The following is a 16,902-nucleotide window of genomic DNA, read 5'->3' as shown; positions in this document are numbered from 1 at the left end:
ACCGGTGTTTCCAACATTGCGCGTTCCCCACCGATTATTGTGTAGAAGGATCCCCCCATGCCCGTCCTGCCTGAACTTGAAGCCTTCCTCGAACTCGCCGAATTCGGCCGTCTCACAGGCAAAAGCCGCCCCATGCACGACCTCACCCCGGAACAGGCCCGCAGCGATTTCGAAGCCTCCTCAAGCTTCCTCGACACCCCACTGACCCACATCAACTGCGAACACTTCACCCTCCGCGCAAGAGACGGCCACAACCTTCCGGCCCGCCTGTACCGCGACGCCAACCCGGTCGAAGGCTTGCAACCCGTCATCCTGTACTTCCACGGCGGCGGCTACGTCGTCGGCAGCCTCGACTCCCACGACGCCCTGTGCCGGCGCCTCGTCGCCCAAGGCGGCTTCGACCTCCTGACGGTCGATTACCGCCTGGCCCCTGAATGGCAATTCCCAACCCCGATCCAGGACGCCTGCGATGCCGCCAACTGGCTGGCCCGAGAAGGCGCCGCCCAGGGCCTGGATGCCACCCGCGCAGCCTTGGCCGGCGACAGCGTCGGTGCAACCCTGGCCACCGTCCTCTCGATTATCGCGATACAAACCCCCGCAGAATTGCAACTCAAACCCAAGGCCCAGGTACTGGTCTACCCCGTCACCGACACCACCACCAAACGCCCCTCCCACCGGGATTTCGCCGAAGGCTACCTGCTCGAAACCCCGACACTGGACTGGTTCTACAGCCACTACAGCCGCACCCCCGCCGACCTCGCGGACTGGCGCTGCTCGCCATTACTGGCACAAGACCTGGCAGGACTCGCACCGGCACTGGTCTACCTGGCCGGGCACGATCCGTTGCACGACGAAGGGCTGGCATACGCCGAACGACTGCGCGAGGCGGGGAATGAAATGACGCTGCTGGAACAACCGGGGATGACCCATGACTTCATGCGCATGGGTGGGTTGTTGAGCGAAGTGGAAGGGATTCACGCGCAAGTGGCGGGGTGGGTGCGGGCAAGATTGTGATCTGCAGCGACAACACTCGCGATCCCTCAAACGGGGATTACGATTTTCCGGGCAAGTTTGTGTGGTGCGATGGTGGCGGCAAAATTTCGCATGTCTTGAGGACACAACCCAATAGAGTTTTGTTCTTTAAACAGCGATTGATGCTGTGTGTTTAATCGTGCCCATGATTACTTCCTGCAGGCTACAACGCCTTGCGCCATTGCCTACAGGTACGTCAGAATCCGCCGACTTGTGCGCCTTGGGTGCGGGCTCTATCGTTGCGTGGTCACTGGAATACAGTGACCGGGTTTGGTAGCCCGTTTCGTTTTAGGCGCATAGCGTCACCTTACGCAGTCGATTTATCCGGACTCCGTTTTATGGTGGCCATGCGCAGGGCTCCTTCGGGGGCGCCGGGTTCCTAATGCGACCGGTCTACCAACCCGCGTATGGCCGCCACCCATCGTTTGGTAGCGAGGGTGATGGCTCCTTTTTGTATTCGCATTAGGAGTTTCATCTATGTTCAAGGTAACGCCCAACCCGCCGGACACTGATCCGACAACAGCCCCTGATAATTCCGATTCACCTGGCCCCCACCAAACTGCCGCACCCCGGCCCTCGATCGCCGACATCAAAGCCACCCCGCGCAAACTCTGCACGCTGTTCACCGTCAACCCCGAGCTCGACACCGAAACCTTGCTGGCCTATGCCTGCGAGTCGCTGGCGTCGGCCAATGTCATGGCCACCGACCTGGTGGATCAAATGGAGGGCAGTTCGCGCAATGCCTTGTTGGGGATTGCGCAGGTGATCATGATGGGGGAATTGGTAGTGAATCGGGCGCTGGATCAGCTTGGATGTTCTGAGTAGCTGCTGACGGATCAAACATATTAAAGTCAAAAGATCGTCCGATCGCGGCCCGAGCCTTCGGACGATCTTTTGATGTTGCTTTTAACAATAAAAAAATGCCCGCGTCGAAAGAAGCGGGCATTTTCATTTCAGCCTATCGCTCAGAAATCATACTTCGCGGTCAGCTGCAGGTTGCGCGGCTCGCCGTAGAACGTGGTGCCGAAGTTGCCAAGGCCCGACAGGTATTTCTTGTCGAAGACGTTGTTGGCATTGACGGTGAAGCTCAGGTGATCGTCGTAGTTGTAGCGGGTCATCAGGTCGACGAGGGTGTAGCCGCCTTGCTTGAGTGAGGTCTCGCCGCCTTCGCCGCCGCCCACGTCCGGGCTGTAGCTCAGGCCGTAGAACGCGCTCTGCCAGCTGATGCCACCGCCGACGGTGACCTGGTTAAGCGCGCCGGGCAGGCGGTAGGTGGTGAACGTGCGGATCACGTGTTCCGGCTTGCTGGTGGCCAGCGGGAAACCGTAGATGCGCTGATGGTCCTTGTCGCGGGTGCGGGCGTAGGTGTAGCCGGCCGAAACGTTCCAGTCCGGTGCCAGTTCGCCGGCCAGTTCCAGTTCCACGCCATTGGTGGTGGCGCCGTCTGTGGCTTCGAAGATGCCATCGCCGGTGTTCAGATCGGTACCGACCGATTGCGCGACGTTATCCTGCTCGATGCGGAAGAAGGCCAGGCTGGCGTTCAGTTGACCGTCGAGGTAGGCGGCTTTCAGACCGGTTTCGTAGCTGTCGCCTTCAACCGGTGCCAGGGTCGAGCCGTTGATGTCCTTGTTGATCTGCGGCTGGTAGATCTTGGTGTAGCTGCCGTAGACCGAGTAGGTCTCGTTCAGGTCGTAGACCACACCGGCGTAGGGCGTGACTACCCCGTGTTCCTTGTAGCTGGCATGGGTGTCGGTCAGGCTGCCACCCGGGTAGTAGGAGTAGTCTTCGTTGTACTTGAACGTGCTCAGGCGGCTGCCAAGGATGAACGACAGGTCGTCGGTCGGACGCAGGCGGGTGGCCAGGTACAGGCCGTTCTGGCTTTGGGTGCGTTCGTACTTGCCGTTTTTCGGAAACGCCTGCTTGGGCAGGGTGCCGTTCCAGTCGTAGATGCTGCCCGGGACCAGTTCAAAGGCGCTGGTGTCGTAGGTTGCCCCGGTCTGGCGCGAGTGGGCTGCCATGAAGCCGGCGACCAATTCATGCTCGCGGCCACCCAGGGTAAAAGGACCGGAAACGCTCACGTCAGCGGTGTTTTGTACGCGATGGCCTTCCCAGCGTCCCCAGTACAGAAAGTTACCTTCGCCCGTGGCACGGTCGGCGTAGCCACCGCTGGCAGAGGCCAGCTGGGTGTCGTGATCGGTGGTTTTCTGGTCGAAGCTGGCTTTGAATTTCCAGTCATTGGCCAGCGCCTGTTCCAGCGAGGCAAAGTAGGTGACGCTGTCGAAATCACGACGGCTCCAGTCTGCGCCCGGGTTGAAACTGCGGGAGAAATCGGTGCGGCCGCCATCGGTGAAGTAGGGCGCATTACCGGTCCAGGAACTGCCGCGCGGCGTCGCGCTGGACTTGTCGACGCCCAGGGTCAGCAAGGTATCGTCGGTCAGGTCGGCTTCGAGGACGCCGTAGAACAGGTCTTTCTTCTGGCTGTAGTGGTCGATGTACGAATCTTTGTCCTGAAGAGCGCCGACGAAGCGCCCACGCACAGTGCCGGAGTCGTTCAACGAGCCGGAAATGTCGCCTTCGGTGCGGTAGTTATCCCAGGAGCCTGCGGTGGCGCTGACCGATGCCTTGAAATCCTTGGTCGGCTTCTTGCGCACCAGGTTGACGGTGGCGGACGGGTCGCCCGCGCCGGTCATCAGGCCGGTAGCACCCTTGATGACTTCGACGCGATCGAGGCTGGCCGAGTCGTCGCTGTTGTTGGGGTTTTCGCCGTAGACACCGTCGTACGGCTGGTTGACGCCATCGTACTGAAAGTTGGTGATCGCAAAGCCACGGGCGGAGAACTCGGTACGGTCACTGTCGTACTTTTGCGTGGTCACCCCGGGGGTGTTGCGCAGCACGTCGCCGACGCTCTGCGCGCCGCGATCATCCATCTGCTGGCGAGTCACCACGGTCACCGATTGTGGGGTCTCGCGCAGGGTCAATGGCAGCTTGGTCGCCGTGGTCGTTGCACCGGTGGTGTAGGAGCCCGTGTCTTCGGTGGTCAGGCCCAGCGCCTGGCCGGAGATGGTGGTGGCGCCCAATTGCAGGCTCGAGCTGCCACCGGACACCAGCGTCACGGTGTTGCCGTTGATCTGGAAAGAGATGCCGCTGCCCTTGAGCAGTTCCGCCAGGGCCTGGGACGGCTCCAGCGAACCGGAGACTGCGCGGGACTTGATCCCGGCGACCTGGTCAGGGCTGTAGAGGATCTGCAGGTTGGTCTGCATGCCCAACTCGGTCAGCGCGCTGGAGAGCGGCTGCACCGGGATACTCACTTTTACAGGTGCCGCATTGACCATCGAGCTCCCCAGCAAGGTGGCGGTCAGCAGTACGCTGGTAAACAGGCTGCGATGCAGCGTCGGGCGCTGTACGGCCAGTGCGAGAGGTGTGCGGCGGGTGAGAGGTCGCATTACTTACCTGAGCTCCTGAAAAGTGTTGTGCAGTTTTTTGTGAATAAGAATGATTATTAAGACGGGGCGCGCAGGTAAAACCGGAAAGAAACGTGCAAATAAAATTCGCCGGACCCGATAAAGCACTACCTGTGGACGCGGGCTTGGTCGCCACAGCAGTGGGTCAGATAACACTCATGCAGAATGTGCTGGCCCTTTCGCGAGCAAGCCCGCTCCCACAGGTGTGTGCAGCCGGTTTTCAGGCACTGACGGGTTCGGTAACCACCCGGCCGCTTTCCATGCGCACCAACTGGTCGGCGACGTCGAAGTAACGGTCGTCGTGGGAGATCACGATGATGGTCTTGCCCAGGCGTTTCAGGTCCGGTAGCAGTTCGGTGTAGAAGATGCGGCGGAAGGTCGGGTCCTGATCGGCAGCCCATTCATCGAACACCAGCACCGGGCGCTCTTCGAGCCAGGCATTGACCAGTGCCAGGCGTTTGCGCTGGCCGGTGGACAGGTCGGTGGTGGTGAAGTTGCCATCCTTGACGCTGACCTTGTGGGCGATCTCCAGGCGCTGCAGGTATTGGTTGGCGTCTTCGGGGATGTGCTGGTCGCCCTGGATCACGTCGTCGAACAGGTAGTAGTCGGCAAAAATGGTGGTGAACAGCTGGCGATAGTCGTCGCGATTGTGCGAGTCAATCGCCTCGCCGTTGACGCGGATTTCGCCCTGTTGCGGGGTGTACAGGCCCAGCAGCAACTTGATCAGCGTGGTCTTGCCACAACCGTTTTCGCCGACGATAAAGGTGATGTCGCCTTGCTTGATCGTCAGGCTCACCGGGCCCAGCTGGAACGGCGCGGCATCTTCGGCGGCTGGGAAAGTGAACCGCACATCAGCCAGTTTCAGCTCATGCACCGCCTGTTTGACCTGGCCCTGATCGCTGAGGAGCAAGTGCGGCTCAGGGGTGGAAAATTGCTCGGACAGCTCGGCGATCCGGCGGAACGCGATTTGCGCGCGACTGACGATCGGCAGGGTGCTGATCAGGTGCTCCAGAGGGCCTTTCATGTACAGCAGCACCAGCACAAAGCCGCTCATCACGGTCTTGTCGGCGCTGGGCCAGTAGGTTTGCAGCGCCAGGGCCAGGCCGATGACCACGAAGAACAGCATGGAGCCGAAGGTCTTGGCGATGACGAAGGTGTTGATCGAGCGCACCTGGGTGTTGCAGATGAATTCGGCGGTGGCCTTGATGCCCGAGACGTACATGCGCTGGCGGCGGGGGCGATGGATGCGCAGCTCCTTGGCGCCTTCGGCGATCGCGTTGTAGTGCTTTTGCAGCTCGTCCTCGGCATCGCGGGCGGCCATGAACCCTTGCACACCCTTGCTTTGGGCATAGGCCTGGATCGCCGTGCCGATCAGGATCGCGGCAACCATGATCAGGAACATCGGCCACGACAGGATGGCGAGGTAGCCCATGCAGCCCAGGGTGACCGTGAGCGAAATCGCCAGTGGTGCGAAGGCGAAGGCGAAGTCGCTGATGGTGTCGACGTCATGGGTCAGCACCGGGATCAGGCGATGGCTGCGGTAGCGCTCGATCTGCTCGATGGGGGCCGAGAGGACCTTCTCGCCCAGCTGTTTGCGCAGCTTGGCGATGATGTGCTGGCCGACGTAGTTGGTGCCGATGTCCGAGCAGATCGAACTGGCCAGCGCCAGCAGGCACAGGCCGGCGAACAGCGCGACCACACCCTGGGTCAAACCGGTTTCGGAGTGCAGCGCGTTGTTGATGGTCGCCAGCAACACCGTGACGCTCAGGCCGCCAACCATGCCCAGGAAGATGGAGGCGGCGACGATCAGCCGAAAGGGTTTCAACAGGGCGAACAATTCGCCGATGGCGCCACGGGGAGGCTGGGTCATGGAAGACGGTTCCTTGGGTGTAAAGGCAGATACCCAGTAGAACGTCTGGTGCGGGGGTTAATTTAGCAGGGCAGCTCCTACAGATCGCGCACTACGCGAAACCCGATCCAGTCCCCGCGCTCTTGCGGGTATTGGCTGTTGCGATTGCCCGAGCGTGAAAACACCGGTGCTTCGCCCCAGTCGTTGCCGCGAATCCGTACGGCCTCGCAATTGGCTTCGAGCCAGGCGCTGCCATCGGCAGGCGCGCCGACGTAGTTGGGGTGTTCGCAGTCCTGCACCCACTCATAGACATTGCCGTGCATGTCGTACATGCCGAAGGCATTGGCCGGGTAGCTGCCCACCGGCGAGCTGTAGCTGTAGCCGTCGGCCGGGCCATAGGTGTTGGCGTGTTTGGCGATGCTGTACGCCTTGCCCTCGTCGAACGGAAAAGGGAAGGGGCCCTGGCTGCCACCGCGGGCGGCGTATTCGCGTTGGGCCTCGCTGACCATGTGGTAGGTCTGGCCGGTCTTTTTCGACAGCCAGGCGACGTAGTTCTTCACGTCATCGAAGTTCATGCACACCGCCGGCTGGCGCGCGCCCTGGGGATAGCGTGGCTTGCTGGCAATGCATTCGCGTCCGGGGCGGGTGTCGCCATTGGCGATGGTCACGCCACTTTCGCGCACGTAGCTGTCCCACTCGCCGGCGGTGACCTGGAATCGGCTCATGGCGAATGGCTTGGCGAAGGTCACCTCGTGCATCGGGCCCTCGTCGGGTTCGCGGCCGACTTCGTCTTCCGGCGTGCCCATGGTGAAAGTGCCGGCGGGCAGCACGACCATTTCCGGGCAGTCGCGGCAGTCCTTGAATACGTTGCCCGGTTGCGGCGCGGCGGCCGCCTGGGCGGTGGTTGGGGCCAGTGCGGCGATGAGTGCGGTGAGGGCGAGCGCCTTGAGCGGCAGGACTATCAGATTGCTTTTCATGGGTGTCTCGTCGAAAGAAAAACTGAGGGCGTGGACATTCCCTTTTGGGCGCGAGCAAGCGCGCTCCCACAAGGGGCACGTGTCATACCGGGGGGCAGGCATCAGACGGTGTTGCCCAGCAAGGCCATGAAGCGGTCGATCTCGTGTTCGCTGTTGAGCAGGCCTGGCGCAATGCGAATGACCGGGCCGACATCGCGGTCCACCGAGTCGCACACCACCCGGTTCTTCATCAGCTGTGCGGCGACCGTTTCGCAGTCGCGCCCCTTGACCCGGAAGAAGCTGAAGCCGGCCGACAGGTCCGGGCTCAAGGGGGTGACCAGTTCCATCTGCGGGTGCTCCAGCAGGCGATTCTTGGCATAGGTGTTCAGCCCATGGATGCGTGCCTGCACCTGGGCCTTGCCCAGTTCCAGGTGCAGCTTGAACGCCTCATCCAGCGCCCAGCGATGTTCAAAGCTGTGGTAGCCACCGGGGGTCATGATGGTCGAGAAAGCGGTAGCTTCGGAAAAGGTCGGAATGGTCGGCGTCACGTCCTTGAGCTCGGCCGAGCGGGCGCAGATGATCCCGGTGCCGCGCGGGCCGAACATCCATTTATGGGTGCCGGCAATAAAGAAGTCGCAGTGCATGTCGGGAAAATCCAGATCGTCGACGCCAAAACCATGCACGCCGTCGACCACATACAGGATGCGATCCTGGTCCGTACGGTTGCGGTTATGTTCTTCCACCAGCTTGCCGATTTCAGCAATGGGCAGTTTCACGCCGGACCCCGACTGCACCCAGGTCATGCCCAGTACCCGGGTGTTGGGGCGTATGCCCTTGGCAATCGAGCCCAGCACTTCATCCACCGACACCTCGCGGCTGTTCTCGAACAACTTGAGCTTGCGCACTTTCACGCCGTCTTTCTGCTGGCGGTAGTCCAGCGCGTAGTGGGTTGCGTAGTGCTCGTGCTCGGTGGTGAGGATTTCCTGATCCGCACGCACATGGATGCCGCCGTAGATCAGCGACAAGCCTTCGGTGGTACTGCCGGTGAGGGCGATCTGTTCGGGCCTGGCGTTGAGGTAGCGTGCGGCCCATTCGCGCACTTGCTGTTCGCGCTTCTCGGTTTCCCCCAGGTCCCAGTCCATGGCCCGGCCGGGGTTGCGATCAAGGTGGGCGCGATGCCTCTCGATGGCCTCGCGCACAGGCCTTGGGTGCGAAGTCACCAGGAAGTTGGCGAAGTGCAGGTAGTCGGGGTCCTGGTTGAATAGCTGGCGCAACTGCGCCCATTTGTCTTTCGGCAATGGCGCCGGATTAGCCGCCAGGGCCGGCAGGCCTGCAGCGGCACCCAGGGGCAGGCCCGCCGCGAGGATGCCGGCCTGCTTGAGGAATGATCGACGGTTGGTCATGGGTCAGGTTCGCTTTTGCAAAGTGGGCATCAGTTGTTCGCCAGCGGTTTCGACGACTGCTGTACCTGGGCCCACACCCGCAGGAAATTGCCGCCCCAGAGTTTGGCGATGTCGGCTTCGCTGTAACCGCGACTGATCAGCTCCGCCGTCACGTTGCGGGCTTCGCTGACATCTTTCCAGCCGTCCAGACCGCCGCCGTCGTTGAAGTCGGAGCTGATGCCGACATGGTCGATGCCGATTTTTTTCACGGCGTAGTCGATGGCGTCGCCGTAGTCCTTGAGGGTGGCTTTGGGCTCTTCCTCGACTATTGCGTACAGCTGGCTGGCGTACTCGCCGAAGCGTTGCTGCGGCCAGACGGTGATGATCGGGTCGCCGGGCATCAAGGCCATCTCCAGCCCCTGCAGCGGTTGCAGGTCGAAGCGTGCCCGCAGGGCGTTGAGCTTGTCCTGGGTCGCCTGGCTGAGCGGGCGGATGTAGGTCGGGAAGCCAACGATCTGGACCACGCCGCCGCTCTGCTTGATCAGCTGCATCTCCGCGTCGCTGAGGTTGCGCGGGATGTCCACCAATGCCCGTGGCGCCGAGTGCGAGGCCACCATCGGTGTGCGGCTTAGTTGCGCGACTTGCTCCAGGGCTCTGGTCGACATTTGCGACACGTCGATGATCACCCCGAGGTCGTTGAGCCGGTGCACGGCCTGCTTGCCGGTCTCCGACAGGCCGCCTAGGGCGTCGCGCGAGTCGTTGAAAAACGGTAGCGGCCGCGAGGAGTCAGCCCAGGCGTTGTTGCCCACGTAGCTGAAGCCAAACATGCGCATGCCGCGCGCGGCCCACTTGTCCAGGGCGTTGAGGTCGTTGCCCAGCGGGTAGGCATTGAGCATGCTCATGAAGATGGCGAACTTGCCTTCGCCATGCAGGCGCCGGAAGTCGTCCGGGGTGTAGGCGATGGCGACCTGGTTGGGAAAGTCGCGCACCAGGGTGCTGATGATCTTGTAGCGGGTTTCCTGCTCGAATCGCGCCTCGTCGACAAACCCCGCAGTGGGGCGGTGCGGAGCGTTTTCGCCATTCCAGATTTCCGGCCAGCCGAAAATGGTCAGGGCTGCGCCGGACAGGCGTCCGCGTGCGGTCTTGACCAGGTCGAACTGGCCGCTGCCATCCTTGTCGGCCTCGTTGTCGGCGGTGCCGAAGTCGAGCGGTAGGGTGACGTGGCTGTCGAAGGAGAGGATGCGCTCTTGCAGTTCATCGGCCTGCTTCATCACCTTGACCGGGTAGCCGGGGTTGTCCTTGAACCAGTAGCCCCAGGCCGCAAAGCCGGCTCCGGCGCTGATGGCCAGCACCAGCGGCAGACCGAGGTAGAGCGCCTTTTTCGAACGTGGTTTTGTCATTGCCATCTCAGTCAGGTTCGCCGGCCGCAGGGGCCTTGGTTATCTGGGAAGAACGGTTATCTGGGAAGAACGATTGACCGGTGGGAAAATTTAGATGAGCGTGCGGGCCCATATGGAGATCCCTGTGGGAGCAAGGCTTGCCCGAGATGCGCTTAAATTCTTGAAGGCAACAAACGTTCTAGCTTGGATAAAGCCTGCTTCATGGCTGACACAGGTAGGGCAATGACGATTTCTCGACGATGGTTCATGGCAGGCCTGGCGCTGACCGGTGCCGCCGTGCCTGCGGCTTATTATGGGCATCGTGAATGGACCCGGCCGGACCCGACGATCACCCCCGGCGAAGCGACGTTCGACGTGGCGGATGTTGCTGGCCAGCACCTGGCGAATACCCTGCGCGGCGTCTGGCAGATCCGCTTCGAGGGGCATGATGCCGGTATCGAAGGCTTGCCCCGGGATGGCCTGGAACTGTTTCTCGACATCGGCCACAAGGGCCGCGGCCTCACCGGTTACCTCGACACCGCCGAGCGCTTGCGCGCCACTGCAGCCCCGCGCTACCGGGTGCTGGGTGACCTGGCGGATGCCAAACCCGCCGAGCTCAGCTGGCGCTTGATCAGCGCCGATGCACTGCACGACACCCCGGATTACGAATTCAGCATGTCCCTGGACGAAGTCTGGGCGGGTTTCGGCAACGCCGGCAGCGCGACGCTCAGCGGCCGGGTATTGAACCTGGATCGGCCCTTGATGATGACTGCCCAGGACAATCGTTTTATCGCGCTCAAGCGGGTGTTTCCCGAAGCGCGTGAGCGCACGGGCCTCAACCCGACGCTGCTGGCCTGGCTGATTTCGCCGGAGCATCGGCTGTTCCACCAGCTGTGGCACGCCTCCCGGGACAAGTGGCATACCTTGCCCGAAGACAAGCGCAACGCCCTGCGCGGCATCGGCTGGCAGCCTGGGCCGCGGGACAAGGAGCGCGATGCCCGGGGCACTCGCAAGGATCGCAATGGCTCCGGGGTGGATTTTTTCTTCATGCACCGGCACATGCTCGGTACGGCGCGCTCCATGCAGGATCTGCCGTCGTGGCCGCATTTTCCCCTGCCGCAGCCGGAACTGGCGCGGGATCGAGTCGGCTTCGCCCGCTACTTCGACAATCACGATGGCACGTCTTTGCCGCCCACCTGGCTGGCCGACGACGATGCCGAGTACTCGCAGTGGGTGGCCGACATCAAGACGGCCGAGACCTACCACAGCAATTTCCAGGTGTGGGAGTCGCGTTATCGTGATCCACGTTATCTGTCGAAGCTGACGCTGGGGCAGTTCGGTTCCGAGGTCGAGTTGGGCCTGCACGACTGGCTGCACATGCGCTGGGCCTCGGTGCCGCGCGATCCGTCCAATGGCCAGCCGGTGCCGTTTGCCCGTGACCCCTCGGACTTTTCCGCGCGCTGGTTTGCCGCAGAGAACGATTTTCTCGGCGATCCCTTTTCCTCCCATGTGAGCCCGGTGTTCTGGCATTTTCACGGCTGGATCGATGATCGACTGGAAGACTGGTTCCGCGCCCACGAGCGTTTTCATCCGGGGCAGGTCAGTCGCCTGGAGGTCAATGGCGTGGCGTGGTTTGCGCCGGGGCGCTGGGTTGAGGTGGATGACCCGTGGCTGGGGCCGGGGACTCATGGTTGCAGCACTACCCCGGGTTTGCAGGCGGGCAAGTCAATGGAGATGGACCCGGAAACCATGAAGCTGGCGCTGCGCATTACTTTTGGTGAGGATGAGCAGAAACTGGCCGGGCTGTTGCGCAAGGTACCGCAGCGGCCCTGGTATGCGCGGCATTTGAAGGCCAGGCAAAGCCAGGCTTGAAGGCCGCGTTATCGTTCATCGCGGGCAAGTCGAATCGTCGCACCGCCGCTCCCACAGGTATTGGTGGTGGACGCAGCATTTGTGTTCGGCGCAGATCACTGTGGGAGCCGGGCTTGCCCGCGAAGGGGTCCTCATGGACACGCCCATCACAGCGCCCGCCACCCTCCACCCAACGCTTTATACAGCGCTACACTGGCCTGCAACCGCGCCAGCCGCAGCTGTACATTCAGGTCTTGCGCCGCATACAAGGTGCGCTGGGTCTCCAGCACCGTCAGCAAGTCCTCGGCCCCGGCCTGATAGCGATTCTGCGCGATGTTGAACGCCGTCTGGGCCTGGTTCAGCTCCTCCCCTTGCCACTGCCGCTGCTGATCCAGCCCGCGAATGCTGTTCAGGGCTTTTTCCACGTCGGCGAAACCATTGATGATCGCCCCGCGATAGTTCTCCAGGAGCTCTTCCTGGCGAGCCGTGGCCTTGTCACGTTCGGCGCCCAGGCGCCCATTGTTGAACACCGGTGCGAGCAATCCTGCGGTGAGGTTGTAGAACGGGCTGCGCAGGATATCCGCCGCGCGATCGGCGCCTGAACCCAGGTCGGCACTCAGGGTTACCGTGGGCAGCATGGCCGCCCGGGCGACGGTCACGTCGGCCTGTGCGGCCGCCAGCTGCGCTTCTGCCCTGGCGATGTCCGGGCGACGGCTGAGCAGCTCGCTGGGCACGCCGGCGGCGATGGTGGGCCATACCAGTTGATCGAAACGCTCCTGGCCCAACGGCAGCTGTTGCACTGGCTGGCCAAGGAGGGCAGCGAGGTTGACCTGCGCCTCCTGGGCCTGCTGCTGCACCAGCGGCAATTGCCGTTGCTGCGCCGCCACCAGGCTCTTCTGCTGCGCCAGTTCCAGGGCCGTGGCCGAGCCCGAGTCGTAACGGGTCTGCACCAGGTTAAGCACGCTCCGGGCGTTGGCCAGGTTCAACTCGGCGATGCGCTGCTGTTCGCGCAGAGACAAGGTTTGTGCATAAGCATTGGCGACGCTGCTCTGCAGGGTCAACTCGACCGTGGCCTGATCGAATTCGCTGGCCTGCAGCGCGAATAGCGCACTGTCGCGAGACGCACGCTGGCCCCCCCAGAAATCGATTTCGTAGCGGGCACTGAGGTTGGCGTCGAAGTAGTCCACCGCCTTGTTACTGCTGTCGGCGTCCAGCTGGCTGTAACCATTACCACGCAGCAGCTTCTGGCGATTGGCATTCAGGCCGGCCTTGAGCTCAGGTAACTGCGAGCCGCCGGCCACCACCGTCTCGGCCTGGGCCTGACGGACCCGGGCCATCGCCGCCGCCAGGTCGAAACTGCCCAAGCGGGCCTGTTCCACCAGCAGGCCAAGCTGCGGGCTGCCGAACTGCGACCACCACTGGGTATTGCTGCGGGCGGCGCCAGTGTTGTGCGGCGATTGCCAGGCGGCAGGGGTCTGCAGGCCACTGTCCGGACGCTGGGCGGGAGTGCCGCAGGCGCTGAGCAACAGGCAGAGGGTCAACAGGCTGAGTGGCGGCTTCATAAATCGATCATTCACTGGTAAGGGCCGTGACCGGGTCGAGTCGGGCAGCTTTGCGGGCCGGCATGAAGCCGAAGACAACACCGGTGACCAGGGCGCAGCCAAAGGCGCCGAGCACCGCTATCAAGGAGAACGCGACCGCCACTTCACTCAGAATCAGCACGCCGTCGACGATCAGCGCCAGGGCGATGCCGGCGAGCCCGCCGACCACCGAGAGCATCACGGCCTCGGTCAGGAACTGGCGCAGAATGTCGCGCTGACGGGCACCGGTGGCCATGCGGATACCGATCTCGCGGGTGCGCTCGCGGACAGTCATGAGCATGATGTTCATCACGCCAATCCCGCCCACCAGCAAGGAGATCGCGGCAATCGAACCGAGCATCAGCGACAGGGTATTTTGCGTGCGCGCTTCGGCCTGGATCATCGCCGCGTTGTTGGTCAGTTCGAAGTCTTTCTTGCCGTTATGCAGGCGCAACATCAACTGCTCGATGGCCTGTTCGGTTTCCTTGACCTTGCGCGCATCAGCCGCGGCGATGGCGATGTACTCCGGGTTCTGGGTGCCGAACAGGCGCACACTCGCCGCTGAATACGGAATGGCAATGCGGTCGTCGCTGTCGGAATCGCCGGAGCTGGCGCCTTTTTCCGCGAGCACGCCGACCACCTGGAACGGCACGTTTTCGATGAGGATGTACTGGCCGATCGGGTTGGCGACATTCTTCAGCAGCTTGTGCCGCACCTTGTGGCCAATCACCGCGACCGCCGCAGCGTTCTGTTCGTCCGCCTCGGTAAAGTAGCTGCCTTCGACCACGGGCCAGTTGAAGATCGCCGGGAAGTTGGTGTCGTTGCCACCGACGTAGCTGAGGTGGTCCAGGTTGCCAAAACGCACCCCGGCTTCCTGGCCGTTGACCGGCATGATGCGGGTCACCTGCGGCAGGCTGCCGACCGCCTTGACCTCGTCCAGGGTGACGATGCCCAAGGGGGTTCGCGGGTTCGGCGATGAACCGCTGAGGTAAATGATATTGGAACCGAATGCACCCATCTGCGCCATGACCTGGCGTTTGCTGCCTTCCCCAACAGCCAGCATCACCACCACCGACGCAACGCCGATGATGATCCCAAGCAGGGTCAGCGCGGTGCGAAAGCGGTTGATCCACATCACTCGCCAGGCGGCTTGCACCGCGTCCACCAGTTCACCTTTCCAGGCGCCAGTGGCTTCGGCGCCCTCGGCCAGGCGCTTGCGCAGGTCCACCGCCTGCAGCGCGCCAGGATTGGCCGAGGTCTGCACCTGGGGGTTGTCCAGGGCGCTGTCGCTGATGATCAGCCCGTCGCGAATCTCAATGATGCGCTTGGCCCGCGCCGCCACTTCGCGATCGTGGGTGATCAGGATGACCACGTGGCCCTGGCTTGCCAGTTCGTCGAGCAAGGTCATGACCTCGGCGCCACTGTGGCTGTCGAGGGCGCCAGTGGGTTCGTCGGCGAGGATGATATGGCCGCCGTTCATCAAGGCGCGGGCAATCGACACCCGTTGTTGCTGGCCGCCGGAAAGCTGGTGCGGACGATTGCCGGTGCGTGAGGCCAGGCCCAGGCGGTCGAGCAGGGCGGCGGCGCGTGCGTGCCTTTCAGCCGCTGGCGTGCCGGCATAAATGGCCGGCATCTCGACGTTTTCCTGGGCAGAGCCAGACGGAATCAGGTGGTACCCCTGGAAGACAAACCCGAAGGCTTCACGGCGCAGCCAGGCCAGCTCGTCGCTGTCGAGGCCGGCGACATTTTCTCCGGCGAAGCGGTACTCACCCGAGGTCGGGCGGTCGAGGCAGCCGAGGATATTCATCAGGGTCGACTTGCCGGAGCCGGAGGCGCCAACGATCGCCACGAACTCCCCGGCGTGGATCGACAGGTCGATACCGCGCAACACGTGGACTTCAGGGGCGTCGCCACCGCCATAGGATTTGCGAATGTCCTGCAGGTCGATCAGGGGCGTCAGCATTCAGCCGCCACTCCCGCTGGCCGTGCCGATGAGCAGGTGATCACCTTCCTCCAGGCCGTCGAGGATCTGCACCCGCAGGCGGTCGCTGATGCCAGTGCGCACAATGCGTTGCTGCAGGCTGCCATTTTCAGCGACAACCTGGGCGGTCTGCTGGTCGGCCTGGGTGCCGGCTTGCAGGGCGGCGATGGGGGCGGTGAGGACATTCCTGGCCTGGTCGGAGACGAAAAATACCTGGGCGGTCATCTCCGCCATCAGGGCGTTGTCGGCGTTGTCGACGTCGAGCAACACGGTGTACAAGACCACTCGCGCGCTGCCGCTCTTGCTCGAACTGGCCGGGCTGCCGCCGCCCTGGCTGGTTTGGTCCAGAGGTTTGGGCGGCACCGGAAGTATCTGCCGTACGGTGCTGCTCCAGCGGCGGTTGCCGCCGCTCAAGGTGGTGAACCAGGCCTGCATGCCGGGTTTGACGTGGCCGATATCGGCCTCCGAAACTTCGGCCCAGACCGTCATCGGCGACAACTTGGCGATGCGCAGAATCAGCGGAGTTTGCTGTTGGGCGTTGAGGGTCTGGCCCTCCCGGGCGTCCAGGGCGACGACGGTGCCGGCCATCGGCGCATAGATGCGCGTGTAGCCAAGTTCCGCCTGATCGCTGCGCAGGCTGGCCTGTGCCTGGCGAATCTGTGCCTGGAACATGTCGATGCGCGCCTGGGTGGCGCGCAGTTCGGCCTGGGCCGTTTGCACGTCTTCTTCGCGGGTCGCCCCGCCAGCCTTGAGCTGCTGCTGGCGCTGGAATTTTTGCCGCGCCAGCGCGTGCTGGGCCCGCTGTTCTTCAAGCTGCGCCTTGAGATTTTCAATCGAGAAGCGCCCGGCATCGAGTCTGGCCTGTTGGGTGGACGGATCAATTTCCACCAGCAACTGACCTTCCTTGACCACATCACCGACCTCCGCGTGGATCTTCTGTATCTGCCCGGAAGCCTGGGCACCGACGTCGACATAGCGCCGGGGTTGCAGGGTGCCCAGCGCGGTGACACTGCTTTCGATGTCACCCCGGGTGACCTGTACGGTGGCGAACTTGTCCCGACCGGGCGGGATCATCTGCCAGGCGGCGACGGCGATAACGGGAATCAGACACAGGGCTGCAAGCAGGGCGCGTCGGGTGTGTCGGGGACGTTTCATGCAGGGTTCCGGCCAATGGAAATCGACCCGTCGTGCGCTCTGCCGGGGAATATCCGGCAATAGTCGAACGCTGCCGGCAGGCCGGCAGAGACGGGGAGCTGTCCTTAATACGAGAAATGCCGCGGCGAATTTAGGCGCGGACTCATGTGGGCACACATATAGACCGTGACAATTTGTCGGGCAAGACCAAGCAATACTTTAAATCTATATGAGAATTACTATAAATTACGCGCCTCGCTCTGCCACTATCTTGCCACTGCCTATTTCGGCGTTCGG

11 protein-coding genes are annotated in these 16,902 nt (G+C 62.7%); 3 read left to right on the top strand and 8 right to left on the bottom strand.

Going from position 1 to position 16,902, the window contains the following annotated elements:
* Positions 1-57: 57 nt before the first annotated feature.
* Together AAEZ09_RS19330 and AAEZ09_RS19325 are read left to right on the top strand one after the other, a co-directional pair.
* Positions 58-1,014 carry an alpha/beta hydrolase gene (locus AAEZ09_RS19330; protein WP_350600394.1) on the top strand — a complete coding sequence of 319 codons (957 nt, stop codon included), beginning with the start codon at positions 58-60 and terminating at the stop codon, positions 1,012-1,014.
* Positions 1,015-1,509: 495 nt separating this feature from the next.
* Positions 1,510-1,857 carry a DUF6124 family protein gene (locus AAEZ09_RS19325; protein WP_350600393.1) on the top strand — a complete coding sequence of 116 codons (348 nt, stop codon included), beginning with the start codon at positions 1,510-1,512 and terminating at the stop codon, positions 1,855-1,857.
* A gap of 140 nt (positions 1,858-1,997) precedes the next feature.
* Here the strand turns inward: AAEZ09_RS19325 and AAEZ09_RS19320 are convergent, their stop codons facing one another.
* From AAEZ09_RS19320 to pvdM, 5 genes are all read right to left on the bottom strand, one after another.
* On the bottom strand, positions 1,998-4,475 hold the full coding sequence (locus AAEZ09_RS19320) for a TonB-dependent siderophore receptor (RefSeq protein ID WP_350600392.1): 2,478 nt from the start codon (positions 4,473-4,475) through the stop codon (positions 1,998-2,000).
* A 238-nt stretch (positions 4,476-4,713) separates the two neighbouring features.
* The gene (locus AAEZ09_RS19315; RefSeq protein ID WP_045062599.1) at positions 4,714-6,363 is read right to left on the bottom strand and encodes a cyclic peptide export ABC transporter; all 1,650 of its coding nucleotides are present in this window, start codon (positions 6,361-6,363) and stop codon (positions 4,714-4,716) included.
* 77 nt (positions 6,364-6,440) lie between these two features.
* Positions 6,441-7,319: a dihydropyoverdine dehydrogenase gene (gene pvdO / locus AAEZ09_RS19310; protein ID WP_350600391.1), complete on the bottom strand. Its 879-nt coding sequence runs from the start codon at positions 7,317-7,319 to the stop codon at positions 6,441-6,443.
* Positions 7,320-7,420: 101 nt separating this feature from the next.
* Positions 7,421-8,701: a pyoverdine-tailoring periplasmic protein PvdN gene (gene pvdN / locus AAEZ09_RS19305; protein ID WP_350600390.1), complete on the bottom strand. Its 1,281-nt coding sequence runs from the start codon at positions 8,699-8,701 to the stop codon at positions 7,421-7,423.
* A 29-nt stretch (positions 8,702-8,730) separates the two neighbouring features.
* Positions 8,731-10,080 (bottom strand): pyoverdine-tailoring dipeptidase-like protein PvdM, encoded by a 1,350-nt coding sequence (gene pvdM / locus AAEZ09_RS19300; RefSeq protein WP_350600389.1) that lies wholly within the window; start codon positions 10,078-10,080, stop codon positions 8,731-8,733.
* A gap of 222 nt (positions 10,081-10,302) precedes the next feature.
* Here pvdM and pvdP point away from each other — a divergent pair, with 222 nt between their 5' ends.
* Complete coding sequence (pvdP, locus tag AAEZ09_RS19295; RefSeq protein WP_350600388.1) at positions 10,303-11,931, top strand: pyoverdine maturation tyrosinase PvdP; 1,629 nt, start codon at positions 10,303-10,305, stop codon at positions 11,929-11,931.
* A gap of 146 nt (positions 11,932-12,077) precedes the next feature.
* Here pvdP and AAEZ09_RS19290 read toward each other — a convergent pair whose 3' ends face one another.
* Genes AAEZ09_RS19290 through AAEZ09_RS19280 form a run of 3 tightly spaced genes read right to left on the bottom strand, consistent with a single transcriptional unit; the run spans position 12,078 to position 16,626 of the window.
* The gene (locus AAEZ09_RS19290; protein WP_350600387.1) at positions 12,078-13,472 is read right to left on the bottom strand and encodes an efflux transporter outer membrane subunit; all 1,395 of its coding nucleotides are present in this window, start codon (positions 13,470-13,472) and stop codon (positions 12,078-12,080) included.
* A gap of 7 nt (positions 13,473-13,479) precedes the next feature.
* Positions 13,480-15,453 (bottom strand): MacB family efflux pump subunit, encoded by a 1,974-nt coding sequence (locus tag AAEZ09_RS19285; protein ID WP_350600385.1) that lies wholly within the window; start codon positions 15,451-15,453, stop codon positions 13,480-13,482.
* Positions 15,454-16,626, bottom strand: coding sequence for an efflux RND transporter periplasmic adaptor subunit (locus tag AAEZ09_RS19280; protein ID WP_350600384.1), 1,173 nt, complete (start codon positions 16,624-16,626; stop codon positions 15,454-15,456). It lies immediately after the preceding gene.
* Positions 16,627-16,902: the final 276 nt, after the last annotated feature.

It is taken from the genome of Pseudomonas sp. 65/3-MNA-CIBAN-0223 (assembly GCF_040310425.1).
GTDB lineage: Bacteria > Pseudomonadota > Gammaproteobacteria > Pseudomonadales > Pseudomonadaceae > Aquipseudomonas > Aquipseudomonas gregormendelii.
The sequence above is the reverse complement of the archived record's forward strand: the minus strand, read 5'-3'. Positions and strand labels throughout refer to the sequence as shown.

Excerpts from the sequence above, each read along its gene's own strand:
- AAEZ09_RS19330 (WP_350600394.1), top strand. The coding sequence starts at position 58 with ATGCCCGTCCTGCCTGAACTTGAAGCCTTCCTCGAACTCGCCGAATTC.
- AAEZ09_RS19325 (WP_350600393.1), top strand. The coding sequence starts at position 1,510 with ATGTTCAAGGTAACGCCCAACCCGCCGGACACTGATCCGACAACAGCC.
- AAEZ09_RS19320 (WP_350600392.1), bottom strand. The coding sequence starts at position 4,475 with ATGCGACCTCTCACCCGCCGCACACCTCTCGCACTGGCCGTACAGCGC.
- AAEZ09_RS19315 (WP_045062599.1), bottom strand. The coding sequence starts at position 6,363 with ATGACCCAGCCTCCCCGTGGCGCCATCGGCGAATTGTTCGCCCTGTTG.
- pvdO (WP_350600391.1), bottom strand. The coding sequence starts at position 7,319 with ATGAAAAGCAATCTGATAGTCCTGCCGCTCAAGGCGCTCGCCCTCACC.
- pvdN (WP_350600390.1), bottom strand. The coding sequence starts at position 8,701 with ATGACCAACCGTCGATCATTCCTCAAGCAGGCCGGCATCCTCGCGGCG.
- pvdM (WP_350600389.1), bottom strand. The coding sequence starts at position 10,080 with ATGACAAAACCACGTTCGAAAAAGGCGCTCTACCTCGGTCTGCCGCTG.
- pvdP (WP_350600388.1), top strand. The coding sequence starts at position 10,303 with ATGACGATTTCTCGACGATGGTTCATGGCAGGCCTGGCGCTGACCGGT.
- AAEZ09_RS19290 (WP_350600387.1), bottom strand. The coding sequence starts at position 13,472 with ATGAAGCCGCCACTCAGCCTGTTGACCCTCTGCCTGTTGCTCAGCGCC.
- AAEZ09_RS19285 (WP_350600385.1), bottom strand. The coding sequence starts at position 15,453 with ATGCTGACGCCCCTGATCGACCTGCAGGACATTCGCAAATCCTATGGC.
- AAEZ09_RS19280 (WP_350600384.1), bottom strand. The coding sequence starts at position 16,626 with ATGAAACGTCCCCGACACACCCGACGCGCCCTGCTTGCAGCCCTGTGT.